The following is a 14,219-nucleotide window of genomic DNA, read 5'->3' as shown; positions in this document are numbered from 1 at the left end:
AACGTACTGACCAACCGTCCGGCCGCCACACTGCCCCCACCGGCTCTGTCAGACGGCACACGCAGATGACCTGCTGTCCCGCCCGGAGGATCCATGACCCCGCCCACCGCCTCTCACAACCCGTACGGCGATGCTTCGTACGGAATGGAGGGCGACCAGCCGCTGGTGCGTCCTTACGCGATGACCGGCGGCCGGACCCGGCCCCGCTACCAGCTCGCGATCGAGGCGCTGGTGAGCACCACGGCCGACCCGGCCCAGCTGATGGGGCTGCTCCCCGAGCACCAGCGGATCTGCCACCTGTGCCGTGAGGTCAAGTCGGTGGCCGAGGTCTCGGCCCTGCTCGCGATGCCGCTCGGCGTGGCCCGGATCCTCGTGGCGGACCTGGCCGAGGCCGGGCTCGTCGCCATCCACCAGCCCGGCGGCGACGAGAACGCCGGTGGCCAGCCTGACGTGACACTGCTCGAAAGGGTGCTCAGTGGACTTCGCAAGCTCTAGCGGTACGGGCACGGAAGCGGCCCGTTCCACCACCTCCGCGAAGATCGTGGTGGCGGGCGGCTTCGGCGTGGGCAAGACCACGTTCGTCGGGGCGGTCTCTGAGATCAACCCGCTGCGCACCGAGGCCGTCATGACGTCCGCGTCCGCGGGCATCGACGACCTGACCCACACCGGAGACAAGACCACCACGACGGTGGCCATGGACTTCGGCCGCATCACCCTGGACCAGGACCTCATCCTGTACCTCTTCGGTACGCCGGGCCAGGACCGCTTCTGGTTCATGTGGGACGACCTCGTCCGTGGCGCGATCGGCGCGGTCGTCCTCGTCGACACCCGCCGCCTCGCCGACTGCTTCCCCGCCGTCGACTACTTCGAGAACTCCGGGCTCCCCTTCGTCATCGCCCTCAACGGCTTCGACGGACACCAGCCCTACACCCCCGACGAAGTCCGCGAAGCACTCCAGATCGGACCCGGTACGCCCATCATCACGACCGACGCGCGACACCGTGCGGACGCAAAGAGTGGCTTGATCACGCTGGTCGAGCACGCACTTATGGCACGTCTCAAGTAGGCAGGTCCGTACGGTAGTTGCCGTAGTCGACCCGGAGCGGTCTGTGTCCTTTGACACGGGCGGTCGCCGTGTTCATAACGTTTCGACAGAGAATTGCCCGGTGACAGACACGCGTCGCGGTCACCTGGTGTCGCTGTGCTCACAAGAGCCCCGCCTTTTGGCGGGGCTCGCTCTTTATGACCGTTTTATCTGAGGCTTACACCACTCGGGGGTTGCGCTTCCCACTGTTTGGAAGAGCAGCCCCTGACGTGCTGGAATGCGCTGAACTGCCCAGTAGCACGGGCCTTGGAGACGACAGCGGCACGACGTGAGTGCCGCCGCCGAGAGGTTGTTGGTCGAGTGAGGCGAAGCAAGCCGAGTCCCGCGGCATCCCCCACCGGGGACACGCGGGGCAACTTCACCCCGCCGCCGCGCACAGCGGCGTCCCCCGCCGACATGGCCGCCGGGCCGGGCAACGAGCCCCCTGCGCCCTCCGGCGGACGGATGTCCCCCCGCAACTGGCGCGTGCCGACCCGCCTGAACGCGATCCTGCTCATACCCGTGCTCGTGGGCCTGGTCATGGGCGGTTTCCAGGTCAAGGGCTCCATCGACACCTGGGGCGAGGCCCAGGACGCCGAGAACACCGCTCGTCTGGTGCGGGCGTCGCTGAACTACGGCAACCGGCTCATCGAGGAGCGCGACCTCACCGCCGCTCCCCTGCTGAACGGCAAGCGGAACGACCCGACCGTCATCAAGGCCCGCAAGGCCACCGACAAGGCCGCCGCCGAGTTCAAGGCCGCCGCCGAGAGCATGCCGGACAAGGAAGGCCTCAACCGTCGTCTCGACGGCTTCCACAAGGTCGAGCCGAAGCTCGGTCCGCTGCGCCAGGCCGCGTACACGACGAAGCTCCCCGGGGTGAAGACCGAAGAGGGCTACGTCGCCATCCAGCACCCCCTGATGGAGTTCGCCAACGAGCTCGGTCTGGGCACCGGCAACATCACCAGCTACGGGCGCACCGTCTACGCGATCTCGCTCTCCAAGGCCGCGCTGTCGCTGGAGCGGTCCATCGGTACGCACCTCCTGGTGAAGCCGGGCCCCGGCACCGGCTCGCTGACGCTCCAGCGCACCTCCTTCTCCTCGTACGCCTACCTCGAGCGCATCGCCATCGAGGAGTACACCGGTGGCGGCACCCCCCAGGACGTCGCCAAGCTCGAAGAGGCCAAGAAGAAGCTGGCGGCCGACGCCGCGAAGCAGGGCGGCCGGACTCCCACCCAGGACCAGATGGTCGCGGCCCTCGCCACCCTGGAGAGCACGCAGCCGAGCGCGCGCGTCGCGCTGGCCGGCAAGGGCATCACGCCCGAGGCCTGGTGGGCGACCACCACCGCCAAGTTCGACGCCTACCGCACCATCGAGTCGGACCTCGCCGACAAGGCCGTGGACGAGGCGTCCGACATCGCCGCCAACGCTCAGCGCAACGCCTACATCACCGGCGCCATCGTCGTGGTCGCGCTGCTCGCCGCCTTCATCCTGGCCGGGATGATGGCCCGCCAGATGTCCCGCTCGATGCGTCAGCTGCGTACGGCCGCCTTCGGCATCGCCGAGCAGCGCCTGCCGATGCTGGTCGACCAGCTGTCGCGCACCGACCCGGGCCGCGTGGACACCCGCGTGCAGCCCATCCCGATCAACTCCACGGACGAGATCGGCGAGGTCGCCCGCGCCTTCGACCAGGTGCACCGCGAGGCCGTGCGGCTCGCCGCCGAGCAGGCCCTGCTCCGCGGCAACATCAACGCGATCTTCACCAACCTGTCGCGCCGCAACCAGTCGCTGATCGAGGGCCAGCTGACCCTCATCACCGACCTGGAGAACAACGAGGCCGACCCGGACCAGCTGGAGAACCTCTTCCGCCTGGACCACCTGGCGACCCGTATGCGCCGCAACGGCGAGAACCTCCTCGTGCTCTCCGGCGAGGAGCCGGGCCGCCGCTGGGACCAGCCGGTCCCGCTGGTCGACGTGTTGCGCGCCGCCTCCTCCGAGGTGGAGCAGTACGAGCGCATCGAGCTGGAGGGCGTACCGGAGGCCGAGATCCACGGCCTCGCCGTGACCGACCTCGTGCACCTGCTCGCCGAGCTCCTGGAGAACGCGACGACGTTCTCCTCGCCGCAGACCAAGGTGCGGGTCACCGCGACCCGTCTCCCCGACGGACGCGTCATGGTCGAGATCCACGACAAGGGCATCGGCCTCACCGCCGAGGACTTCGCGGACATCAACCACAAGCTGGCCAACCCGCCGACCGTGGACGCCGCGATCTCGCAGCGCATGGGCCTGTTCGTGGTCGGCCGGCTCTCCGACCGGCACGGCATCCGCGTGCAGCTGCGCCCCTCGGGCGAGCAGGCGGGCACGACGTCGCTGGTCATGCTGCCGGACGCGATCACGCACGGTGGCGGTGGCGAGCACGCCTCGCAGGACCCCGAGTTCACGGTCTCCTCGATCATCCCGGAGCAGCAGACGCTGGCGCCCGAGCCGATGCGCACCGCCGCCGAGCTCGGCTTCGACGACAGCCGCTACCACGGTGACGGCTCCGAGCCCCAGCACGAGCTCGACCCGGTCGGCCGCTCCCTGATGCGTGAGGAGCGCCGTGCGGCGCTGGAGGCGCAGGCCCAGCAGCCCGAGGGCCACCGCCCGCTCTTCCGCGACGAGGTCGAGCCGCGGCAGGGTGGCTACGAGCAGCAGGCACCGGCGTACGACGAGCAGCAGCAGGTCGCGTACGACCAGGGCGTGCGGTACGACAACGAGCAGTACGCCACCGGGCAGTACCCCACCGCGCAGTACGCCGATGACGGTTACCGCGAGGAGCAGTACCAGCCCGAGCAGTACCCGGCGGAGCAGCAGTACTACCAGGACCCGCAGATCGCCTATCCGGAGCGCTCCGGTCAGGACGACTGGCCCTCCGCCGACGGCTACCAGGCGGAGTACGGCCAGGAAGCGGAATCTGCGCAGGCGGGCCACACGGCCGACGCCGAACGCGTAGGCTTCGACCGGCCGGGTCCGGCGCCGTCCGTCGTCCACGACATGACCGACGCGGGCCTCCCCCGCAGGGGTTCCTCCGGCGCGAACGGCAGCGGCAACGCCGACGGCGGTTCTCCCGCCGCGGGCGAGGGCCGGGACGACTGGCGTTCGTCCAACGACGAGCGCTGGCAGCGAGCCGAGCGCCTCAAGGAGCCGAAGGCGGGCGGGGTCACCTCGTCCGGGCTCCCGCGGCGGGTGCCCAAGGCCAATCTGGTCGAGGGCACCGCGGAACAGACCCCACAGGGCGGCCCCCAGGTCTCCCGCGACCCCGAGGACGTGCGGGGCAGGCTGAGCAACCTGCGTCGCGGCGTCCAGCGGGGCCGCAGCGCAGGTAGTGACACGAATGGCCAGGGCTTCAGCCCTGATAGCACCTACAACCAGGAGCGTTAGTGTGAGCCCGATGAGCCAGGCGGCGCAGAACCTGAACTGGTTGATCACCAACTTCGTGGACAACACCCCCGGGGTGTCCCACACCGTGGTGGTCTCCGCCGACGGACTCCTCCTCGCGATGTCCGAAGGCTTCCCCCGCGACCGTGCGGACCAGCTCGCGGCCGTCGCCTCGGGTCTGACCTCGCTGACCGCCGGGGCGTCCCGGATCTTCGAGGGCGGCTCCGTGACCCAGACCGTTGTGGAGATGGAGCGAGGATTTCTCTTCATCATGTCCATCTCCGACGGCTCCTCGCTCGCCGTTCTCGCCCACCCGGATGCGGACATCGGTCTCGTTGGGTACGAAATGGCACTTCTTGTCGATCGTGCGGGCACGGTTCTCACTCCGGACCTGCGCGCCGAGCTCCAGGGGAGCCTTCTCAACTAACAGACAGACGGTGCGTTTTCGTGTTCCGTGCCCGTAAGGTTTCGGGACGCGGCTCCACAGTGATGGTGCCCGGCACAGTTGGAGGAGGAAGCAACGTGGCAACACCCCCAGACGGTTCGTCATCGGCGAACTGGTCCCCTGGTCACGGCCAGGGCGGCCAGCACGACGGCGGTCCGAACAGGTACAACTTCCCCTCCGCTCCGAGCCACCGCCGCCAGCCGTACGCGCAGCCCCAGCAGCCCGGGCCGCGTCCGTACGACCAGGGCAACCCGGCGCGCGCGCCCCGTATCCAGCCCGTGCAACCCCAGCGGCGCGCCCCCGAACCGGCGCCCGCGGGGTCGGCGAACAACCCCCTGGTGCGCCCGTACGCCATGACGGGCGGCCGCACCAGGCCCCGTTACCAGCTCGCTATCGAGGCGCTGGTGCACACCACGGCACAACCGCATCAGTTGCAGGGCCAGTTGCCCGAGCATCAGCGCATCTGCAATCTGTGCCGGGAGATCAAGTCGGTCGCCGAGATCTCGGCGCTCCTCTCCATTCCCCTCGGCGTCGCCCGGATCCTCGTAGCCGACCTGGCGGAGGCCGGACTTGTCGCCATCCATCAGCCCGGCGGCGACGAGACCGCCGGCGGCCAGCCAGACGTGACACTGCTCGAAAGGGTGCTCAGTGGACTTCGCAAGCTCTAGCGGCGGAGCAACAGCCCGCTCCACCACCAGCGCGAAAATCGTGGTGGCGGGCGGCTTCGGCGTGGGCAAGACCACGTTCGTCGGGGCGGTCTCTGAGATCAACCCGCTGCGCACCGAGGCCGTCATGACGTCCGCGTCCGCGGGCATCGACGACCTGACCCACACCGGAGACAAGACCACCACGACGGTGGCCATGGACTTCGGCCGCATCACCCTGGACCAGGACCTCATCCTGTACCTCTTCGGTACGCCGGGCCAGGACCGCTTCTGGTTCATGTGGGACGACCTCGTCCGTGGCGCGATCGGCGCGGTCGTCCTCGTCGACACCCGCCGCCTCGCCGACTGCTTCCCCGCCGTCGACTACTTCGAGAACTCCGGGCTCCCCTTCGTCATCGCCCTCAACGGCTTCGACGGACACCAGCCCTACACCCCCGACGAAGTCCGCGAAGCACTCCAGATCGGCCCGGACACCCCGATCATCACCACCGACGCGCGCCACCGCGCGGACGCGAAGAGCGCGCTGATCACGCTGGTCGAGCACGCACTGATGGCGCGGCTGCGATAGCGGTCCGTCCCACCTTTTTCCCGTACGCGGATGAGGGCCCGCACGCTTCGGCGTGCGGGCCCCTGTCAGTTTCCGCGGTAGTACGCGAGCTGGGTGACTCCTTGGTAGCCATAGCTTTCGGGGTGGAGTTCGTGCAGGGCGACGCCGCCGCGGGCGAGCGGGCCGAAGAGCTCCGACAGGAACGCGGCGGCTCCGGAGACAAAGGCGGCCTTCTCCGCCGCGCTGTTGGTGCCCGCGGTGATGCTGACCTCCAGGTGCACGTCGCGGGCGTCCTCGGCCAGGGGTTTTCCGGCCACGTAGTAGCGGTCGGCGGGGACGGGGTCGAGGTGGACGATGGTGCGCTCGGCGGACTTGCCGAGCGCGGTGACGGCCAGGCCGGTCAGGCCCTCGGCGAGGCCGCGGGCGACGTCGGCGGGCAGGTCGGGGCCGGTGACGGTGGCTCTGATGTGGGGCATGGCTCTCCTTGAGTTCGCTGCCGGTCGCCGCCTGGCGGGGCGGCACGGAGCCACCCTCGCCCGGCCTGGCACGATGGAGCCAACCCAGCACCCTCACAACCGTATGAGACCGCCTCATGACCGTGAACTTTCCGCAGCTCAGGGCCTTCGTCGCCGTGGTCGACGCGGGCGGCTTCGGAGCGGCCGCCGACGAGTTGGGCGTGAGTCAGTCGGCGGTCTCGCACGCGGTGGCGTCCCTGGAGCGGGAGTTGGCCGGGCCGCTGCTCGTACGCGCCGGTCAGGTCCGCACGACGGTGCTCGGGGAGCGCGTCCTGCCGTACGCCCGTGGCGCGCTGTCGGCGGTGCGGGGCGTCGAGGAGGTGGCGGCGGACGCGGTGGGCACCCTGACCGGCACGGTGCGGCTGGCCGCGACGCCCACGGTCTGCCAGGGCCTGCTGCCCGGCCTGACCGCGCACTGGCGGGAGAGCTGTCCACGCGTCACGGTACGGGTCTTCGAGGGCGACAGCGCCGAGATCGCGGGCTGGCTGGAGAACGGCACGGCGGACGCCGCGGTCCTGGTCGACCCGCCGCCGGGCCCCGGCGTCCGGCTGGCCGTCGACGGCTACCGTGCCCTGCTCCCCCGCGACCACCCGCTGGCGGGCGAGCCGGTCGTCGACGTGCGCGACCTGGAGGACGACGACCTCCTGATCTCGCCGGGCGGCTGCGAGGAGCGGGTGCGTGCGCTCCACGAGCTCGCGGGGCTGCGGTTCGCCCCGGCGCACCGGGTCCGTGATCTGGCGACCCTGATCAGCATGGTGCAGGCGGGCATCGGGGTGACCGTCCTGTCGGAGGTGTCCCGGCCGCTGCTGCCCCCGGATCTGGTGCTGCTGCGGGTGGTACCGCGCGCTGCGCGGCATCTGGTCCTGAGCGGCCCTCGGGAGCGCGTCTGGCACCCGGCGGTCCGCCCGCTGGCGGAGTCGGCCGTCGCCCACTTGGCGGGGAACGCTTTCGCACCGATGTGAACCGCGGGTCGCACGGGGCTGGTCGCGCAGTTCCCCGCTCCCCCGACGTGGCGCTCCTTCACCGCCGTCGCTACGCGGCGAGGCCCCGCCCTCCCGAAGGAGAGCGGGGCCTCGACCGATGCGTGTGCGTCAGCCCTGCCAGCTGTGCGGGGCGCGGAAGCCCGGGGTGCGCTCCAGGCGGCGCCAGCCCGCCTTGTCGCGGCCGCGGCGCGCGGGAGCGGCGGGCTGGGCGGCGGCGCGGGCCAGCAGGATCGCGGTGATGGCCGCGACCTCTTCGGGCTCGGCGTGGCCCTTCTCGACGCGGATGTCGGGGGTTGTCATCTGCAGCGTTCTCCTTGTGGGCTACTGCGGAGGGTTGCCGTGCTTGCGCGACGGCAGGTCGGCGTGCTTGTTGCGGAGCATGGCGAGGGACTTGATGAGGACCTCGCGGGTCTCGGCCGGGTCGATGACGTCGTCGACCAGACCGCGCTCGGCGGCGTAGTAGGGGTGCATCAGCTCGGCCTTGTACTCCTTGACCATGCGCGCACGCATCGCCTCGGGGTCCTCGGCGGCCGCGATCTGACGCCGGAAGATCACGTTCGCGGCGCCCTCGGCGCCCATGACCGCGATCTCGTTGGTCGGCCACGCGTACGTGAGGTCCGCGCCGATCGACTGGCTGTCCATGACGATGTACGCGCCGCCGTACGCCTTGCGGAGGATCAGCGAGATCCGCGGGACGGTGGCGTTGCAGTACGCGTACAGGAGCTTGGCGCCGTGGCGGATGATGCCGCCGTGCTCCTGGTCGACGCCGGGCAGGAAGCCGGGGACGTCGAGCAGGGTGAGGATCGGGATGTTGAAGGCGTCGCACATCTGCACGAAGCGCGCGGCCTTCTCCGAGGCCTCGATGTCGAGCACACCGGCCAGCGCCTGCGGCTGGTTGGCGACGATGCCGACGACCTGGCCGTCCAGGCGGGCCAAGGCGCAGATGATGTTGCGCGCCCAGCGCTCGTGGACCTCGAGGTAGTCGCCGTCGTCGACGAGCTCCTCGATGACCTTCGCCATGTCGTACGGCCGGTTGCCGTCCGCGGGGACCAGGTCGAGGAGGACGTCCGAGCGGCGCTCGGCCGGGTCCTCCGACTCGTGGACCGGCGGGTTCTCCCGGTTGTTGGAGGGGAGCATCGAGATCAGGTAGCGGACCTCGGCCAGGCAGGTCTCTTCGTCGTCGTACGCGAAGTGGCAGACGCCGGAGGTCTCGGCGTGCACGTCCGCGCCGCCGAGGCCGTTCTGCGTGATCTCCTCGCCGGTCACCGCGCGGACGACGTCCGGCCCCGTGATGAACATCTGCGAGGTCTCACGGACCATGAACACGAAGTCGGTGAGGGCGGGCGAGTACGCCGCGCCGCCGGCGCACGGGCCGAGCATCACGCTGATCTGCGGGATGACGCCCGAGGCCTTGGTGTTGCGCTGGAAGATGCCGCCGTAGCCGGCGAGCGCCGAGACGCCCTCCTGGATACGGGCGCCAGCGCCGTCGTTCAGCGAGACCAGCGGGGCACCGGCCGCGATGGCCATGTCCATGATCTTGTGGATCTTCGTGGCGTGCGCCTCGCCGAGCGCGCCGCCGAAGATGCGGAAGTCGTGCGCATAGACGAAGACCGTCCGGCCCTCCACCGTGCCCCAGCCGGTGATGACACCGTCCGTGTACGGCTTCTTGGCCTCCAGGCCGAAGCCCGTGGCCCGGTGCCGGCGCAGCTGCTCGACCTCGTTGAACGAGTCCGGGTCGAGGAGCAGCTCGATCCGCTCGCGGGCGGTCAGCTTGCCCTTGGCGTGCTGGGCCTCGGTCGCCTTCTCGCTCGGCCCGCGCAGTGCCTCGGCGCGGATCTCGTGCAGCTCGGCCACGCGGCCGCGCGAGTCGGTGGGCTCGCCCCCAGAGGAAGCGGTCTCGTCCAAAACGGTCATGTAGCGACCTTACGGAGGGCGCCCGGGGAAACGGACCGTCGACTATGAACAGTCTCCGGGCCGTTTTCCTGGCACCCCCGGACAGAAGCGGGCCGCGCCCATGAAGAAGTGACGGCTCAGACCCTCCGAAGTTGTAGGTTTCCTACAACACAGTCGGCGGATCCCGGATCGTCGGCGCTCTCCGTCAACTGAGAGACACCTCACATCCGTGGCTCGCGCAGGCCGTGCCCGGTGTGATCCGCAGCCGCAGCGAGCGGCCCGTGGCGAGGACCTCGACGGAGGGGTCCTTGGTCATCACCCGGGACACGGGTCGGTTCCAGGTGAATTCGAGGGATTCTCCGGTGCGCGATGGTTCGCTCACATGCACCGTAGCGCCTCTGCCCCGCTGCCGTACCAGCACACTGGCCGGCGCGGTCACGGCGAGCCGGCCCGCCTCGCCCGGCTGCCAGAAGTTGGCGGCCGTCAGACCGAGCGCGTCCACGGCCACGGCCTGCGCCTTCGCCGAGTTGGCGAGGACCGACAACCAGCGGCGGTCGGCGGCGCGGGCCCGCAGGGTGCGGTGGGAGGCGCCGGGCATCAGGACATAGGCGTACGTAGCGTCCACCGGGTCGATTCCGTGGTCCAGCCAGAGCGTCTGCCAGCGCCTGGTCCGCCGCTCGGTGGAGCTGCCCGTGTTGATGTCGGACCAGGCGCCGGTGCGGTCCTCGCGGACCGTCCTGAGCCGGGTCGTACCGCCGGGGAAGAGCCATCCGCCGTGCCCGTCGAGGTGGGCCCAGTGCGGGCGCGGACCGTCGTCGACGGTGAGGGCGGCGGTACCGGACTCGCCCAGGTTGCGGTTGTCGACGACCGTCTCGACGGGGGTGCCGTCGGCGGCGGTGATCCCGGCGCCGAGGCAGATCACGGCGTCCGCGGCGCAGAACCACGACGTGCGGGCGTCGAGCGTGGAGCCGAGCCCCTTCAGGTGCTGGCCGACGGCGGCGAACTCGCCGTCGGTCGTGCCGCCCACCCACTTCACCGCGGGCCTCGCGGCGCCCCACTCGCCGCCGGCCCGGTCGGGGAGCCGTTTGGCGGACACGGTCGTACCGGGCAGCCGGTACGGGTCGACGGTCGGCCAGAACCAGTCGGTGTACTGGTCGCCGTGGGCCCCGACGGCCCACCAGTAGACCATCCCGGCGCCGGTGTGCCAGCCGCGCGGATTCTCGCCGTTGCCGCATTCGTAGTACGCGATCCGGTCCGACGCCATCGAGAGGTTCACCGCGAATCCGGGGCGCCGGTGCACGGCACGGTCCATGGCCGGGAACAGCCGGTGCCCGACCGGTTCGGGCGCCGCCCGCACACCGGAGTCCGCCACGGCGTGCAGCCGCGCGAGGTCGGCGACGCCCAGCTGGCGGGCGGTGAGCAGCGGGGTGACGGTGTCCCGCTCGATCCACCCCTTGATCCGCGCGTGCCACCGCTCCCGTTCGGCGGCACTCGCGCCGCCCGCGAGCATCGCCATGGCGGCGATCAGACCCTGCCCATGGAAGTGGTCACTCCGCATGATCTTCCGGTCGTCGCCCTTGAGGTACCCCCGGCTGACGGCCCGCCCGTTGACGCTGTCCATCATGAGTCCGTCGAGGATCAGGGGTGCGTACGCCCGCTCGACGCTGTCGAGGATGATCTGCTTCTTGGGGTCGGTGACGGCCCAGGTCGACCCGGCGAGCAGCGCGAAGAGCCGGCCGAGCCCGTCGAGCATGACCTGACCGTACGTTCCCGAGTAGGCGACCCAGGTGTGCTGCACGAACGAGCCGTCCTCGTAGAGGCCGTCGCCCTTGGTGACGTAGGGGAAGACCGGTGAGAGCGCGTCGCGGGCGAGGGCGACCTTGGCCGGGTTCCTGCCGAGGATGCCGCGCAGGGCGACGGAGCGGCACAGGTCGACGCGGTTGGCGCCGGTGGAGGTGCCGGTGTAGTCGGCGAGCGCGGAGTCGGGAATGAAGTGGTCGACGGCGGCGAAGGCCTTCTCCCTGCGGGTGGCGCCGAGTTCGTCGTGGAGCGCGGCCACGATGTCCATGAGCAGCCGGGGGCTGCCTATCTGCCACTCCCACCAGTTGCCGTAGCGGGTGGTGGAGGCGTTGTAGACGGTGGCGGCGACGTGGTCGAGGCCGCGCAGGATGTCGGCGAGGAGCCCGGCGTCACCGGTGGAGCCCGTGCCTTCGCAGACGTACGCCTGGGTCATCGTCCAGAGCCTGCTGTGGCTGAGGGTGATACCGGCCGGTGGGTCGAACGGGGCGTCGGGCCAGAGGGACTTGGCGGCGGGGGCCATGGCGGTACGGAACGTGCGGGCGAGGTCGCCGGTCTCCTTCAGGCGGGAGGCGTACGGCTCGGTGGCGGGGTCGTAGCCGGTGCCGAGGGAGATCTCCAGCCAGCGGGCGCGGAGGGTGGCGAACTCGTCGTTGTTGTTTTCGTTGTCGTGGGCGGCTGCCGCCACGGTTGAGAAAGCGGTTGCGGCAAGGAAGGTACGACGGGTGGGGGTCATGCGACAGGGGTGTATCAGCGCATAGAAAGCGCTGTCTAGGGCTTTGGCAGTACTGGTGGCGATGGGTGGGCCACCTCGGCGTACCAACGCGGAAGACCGCGCGACGTTTCCGTCGCGCGGCCTGTCCCGCGAGACACCCCCGTGGCTCCGCGGGGTCTGTGGGAGGTGTGGGGTCAGCGCTTGGCGCCGCGCTTGAACAGTGCGCGCGCCCAGAGGAAGCCGAGCAGCGCGATTGCGACGCCCCAGCCGACCGCGAGCGGACCGAACTTGCCTATCTCCGTGCCGGTCAGCAGCCCGCGCAGGGTCTCGGTGAAGGCGGTGTAGGGCTGCCACTCGGCGAAGTGGCGCAGCCAGCCCGGCATCGAGTCGAGCGGCACGAACACGCTGCTGAGGAAGGGCAGCAGGAAGGAGAAGGGCAGAGCGACACTGCTGGCCGCCTCCGGTGCCTTGACGAGCTGGCCGAGTGCGACGGCGAGCCAGGTGAGGGCGGTGCTCATCAGGGTGAGCAGAGCGGCGGCCGCGAGCCACTCGACGGGTTCGGCGCCGGAGCGGAAGCCGATCAGGAAGGCGACCCCGGTGACGAAGACGATGGTGATCATCGTCTGGATGACGGCGCCGACGGCCCTGCCGGTGAGGATCGAGGAGCCGTTGATCGGCATCGTCCGGAACCGGGCCACGATGCCCTCGGTCATGTCGGTGCAGACGCCGACCGTGGTGGGCAGGACGCCGGAGCCGACGGCCATCAGCAGGATGCCGGGGACGAGGTAGTCGAGGTAGTCGCCGGATCCCTGGGCGCCCATGCCGGCGGACATCGTCCCGCCGAAGACGTAGTTGAAGAGCAGCAACATGGCGATGGGCATGCTGACCAGGCTGATCGTCATGGCCGGGTAGCGGCGGGCGTGCCGGAGGTTGCGGCGCAGCATGGTGAGGGAGTTCTGCAGCGCGGAGGTGGGGGCGGGGGCGGGGACGTGGGTCCGTGTGACCGCCGAGGTGGCCGTGGCGTCGGGGCTGGTGGTGACGGTGCTCATCGGGTCGTCGCTTTCTCCTGGTCGGGGTGGCCGGTCACGGCGAAGAACACGTCGTCCAGGTCAGGGGTGTCGATCGTGAGCCCCTCGACCTCGATGCCGGTGGCGTCGACGCGGTCGAGCACCGCCTTGACGGACTTCAGGCTGCCGTCGCTGGGGATGTGCAGGGTCAGGTCGTCCTCGCCCCGGCTGCCGAGGCCGAGCAGCCGCGCGGCGTCGTCCAGGCCGGCGGGGTCGGCGAAACGGAGCTGGACGTGGCCGCCGGGGACGAGGCGCTTCAGCTCGCCGGGGGTGCCCTGGGCGACGAGCTTTCCGCCGCTCAACACGGCGATGCGGTCGGCGAGTTGGTCGGCCTCCTCCAGGTACTGCGTGGTCAGGAAGATGGTCACGCCGTCGGCCACGAGCTGACGGACGATCTCCCACATGCCGTGCCGGCTGCGCGGGTCGAGGCCGGTGGTCGGCTCGTCCAGGAAGATCACGCGCGGGCTGCCGACGAGGGTCATCGCGATGTCGAGCCGGCGCCGCATGCCGCCGGAGTACGTCGCGGCGGGCTTTCGTGCGGCCTCGACGAGGTCGAACCGCTCGACGAGTTCGGCGGCCAGGTGCCGGCCCTGACGCCGGCCGAAGCCGTACAGGTCCGCCATGAGCGTCAGGTTCTCCTCGCCGGTGAGGAGGTTGTCGACGGCGGAGAACTGTCCGGTGACACCGATCGCGGCGCGCACGGCGTCCGGTTCGCGGGCCAGGTCGTGTCCCGCGATGCGGGCTTCGCCTGCGTCGGCGGAGATGAGCGTGGAGAGGATCTGCACGGCGGTCGTCTTGCCCGCGCCGTTGGGGCCCAGCAGGGAGAAGATCGTGCCTTGCGGGATGTCGAGGTCGATCCCGTCCAACACGGTTTTCTGGCCGTAGGCCTTGTGCAGGTTGGTGGCTGTGATGGCTGAGGGGCGGGGGGTGTGGTGGGGGTGGTGGGGGTGGTTGGTGTCGCGGAGGTCGTGGGGCGTTGGCATGTCCGGTCCTTTTCGGGGTCGGGGATGCGCTGGGCAGATGGGGGATGCGCTGGGTGAGTGTGGCGCCGGCAGGGAGCGCGCTGTTTGCGGGTACGACTGGGAGCCGCGCGG

Annotated in this window: 13 protein-coding genes; 7 read left to right on the top strand and 6 right to left on the bottom strand. The window is 70.5% G+C overall.

The window, feature by feature from the left end:
- Positions 1 to 93 precede the first annotated feature (93 nt).
- The 6 genes from AC07DO_RS33515 (at position 94) to AC07DO_RS33490 (ending at position 6,176) form a co-directional block, all read left to right on the top strand.
- On the top strand, positions 94 to 495 hold the full coding sequence (locus AC07DO_RS33515; protein WP_150172620.1) for a DUF742 domain-containing protein: 402 nt from the start codon (positions 94 to 96) through the stop codon (positions 493 to 495).
- Positions 476 to 1,066: a GTP-binding protein gene (locus AC07DO_RS33510; protein ID WP_479065141.1), complete on the top strand. Its 591-nt coding sequence runs from the start codon at positions 476 to 478 to the stop codon at positions 1,064 to 1,066. Before AC07DO_RS33515 ends, AC07DO_RS33510 begins: the two co-directional genes overlap by 20 nt.
- A 339-nt stretch (positions 1,067 to 1,405) precedes the next feature.
- A complete protein-coding gene (locus AC07DO_RS33505) occupies positions 1,406 to 4,501 on the top strand; it encodes a sensor histidine kinase (RefSeq protein ID WP_479065139.1) in 3,096 nt (1,031 codons plus the stop codon).
- Between the two features lie 10 nt (positions 4,502 to 4,511).
- Positions 4,512 to 4,925: a roadblock/LC7 domain-containing protein gene (locus AC07DO_RS33500; RefSeq protein WP_055564496.1), complete on the top strand. Its 414-nt coding sequence runs from the start codon at positions 4,512 to 4,514 to the stop codon at positions 4,923 to 4,925.
- A 95-nt stretch (positions 4,926 to 5,020) separates the two neighbouring features.
- Complete coding sequence (locus AC07DO_RS33495; protein ID WP_479065137.1) at positions 5,021 to 5,611, top strand: DUF742 domain-containing protein; 591 nt, start codon at positions 5,021 to 5,023, stop codon at positions 5,609 to 5,611.
- Positions 5,592 to 6,176 (top strand): GTP-binding protein, encoded by a 585-nt coding sequence (locus tag AC07DO_RS33490; RefSeq protein WP_030361923.1) that lies wholly within the window; start codon positions 5,592 to 5,594, stop codon positions 6,174 to 6,176. Before AC07DO_RS33495 ends, AC07DO_RS33490 begins: the two co-directional genes overlap by 20 nt.
- 65 nt (positions 6,177 to 6,241) lie before the next feature.
- Here the strand turns inward: AC07DO_RS33490 and AC07DO_RS33485 are convergent, their stop codons facing one another.
- The gene (locus AC07DO_RS33485) at positions 6,242 to 6,631 is read right to left on the bottom strand and encodes a tautomerase family protein (RefSeq protein WP_479065135.1); all 390 of its coding nucleotides are present in this window, start codon (positions 6,629 to 6,631) and stop codon (positions 6,242 to 6,244) included.
- Positions 6,632 to 6,747: 116 nt separating this feature from the next.
- On the opposite strand from AC07DO_RS33485, the gene AC07DO_RS33480 reads away from it, so the two are divergent.
- Positions 6,748 to 7,632 carry a LysR family transcriptional regulator gene (locus tag AC07DO_RS33480; protein WP_479065133.1) on the top strand — a complete coding sequence of 295 codons (885 nt, stop codon included), beginning with the start codon at positions 6,748 to 6,750 and terminating at the stop codon, positions 7,630 to 7,632.
- Between the two features lie 129 nt (positions 7,633 to 7,761).
- Here the strand turns inward: AC07DO_RS33480 and AC07DO_RS33475 are convergent, their stop codons facing one another.
- The 5 genes from AC07DO_RS33475 to AC07DO_RS33455 form a co-directional block, all read right to left on the bottom strand.
- Entirely contained in the window at positions 7,762 to 7,953 is a 192-nt protein-coding gene (locus tag AC07DO_RS33475) for an acyl-CoA carboxylase subunit epsilon (protein WP_055564440.1), read from the bottom strand.
- 21 nt (positions 7,954 to 7,974) lie between these two features.
- Positions 7,975 to 9,567 (bottom strand): acyl-CoA carboxylase subunit beta, encoded by a 1,593-nt coding sequence (locus tag AC07DO_RS33470; RefSeq protein WP_055564439.1) that lies wholly within the window; start codon positions 9,565 to 9,567, stop codon positions 7,975 to 7,977.
- 184 nt (positions 9,568 to 9,751) lie between these two features.
- Positions 9,752 to 12,079 carry a polysaccharide lyase 8 family protein gene (locus AC07DO_RS33465; RefSeq protein ID WP_479065130.1) on the bottom strand — a complete coding sequence of 776 codons (2,328 nt, stop codon included), beginning with the start codon at positions 12,077 to 12,079 and terminating at the stop codon, positions 9,752 to 9,754.
- Positions 12,080 to 12,252: 173 nt separating this feature from the next.
- Positions 12,253 to 13,107, bottom strand: coding sequence for an ABC transporter permease (locus tag AC07DO_RS33460; protein ID WP_479065128.1), 855 nt, complete (start codon positions 13,105 to 13,107; stop codon positions 12,253 to 12,255).
- Positions 13,104 to 14,108, bottom strand: coding sequence for an ATP-binding cassette domain-containing protein (locus AC07DO_RS33455; RefSeq protein WP_479065127.1), 1,005 nt, complete (start codon positions 14,106 to 14,108; stop codon positions 13,104 to 13,106). Before AC07DO_RS33455 ends, AC07DO_RS33460 begins: the two co-directional genes overlap by 4 nt.
- Between the last annotated feature and the right edge of the window lie 111 nt (positions 14,109 to 14,219).

The sequence above is a fragment of the Streptomyces sp. NPDC045678 genome, assembly GCF_056432085.1.
The sequence above is the reverse complement of the archived record's forward strand: the minus strand, read 5'-3'. Positions and strand labels throughout refer to the sequence as shown.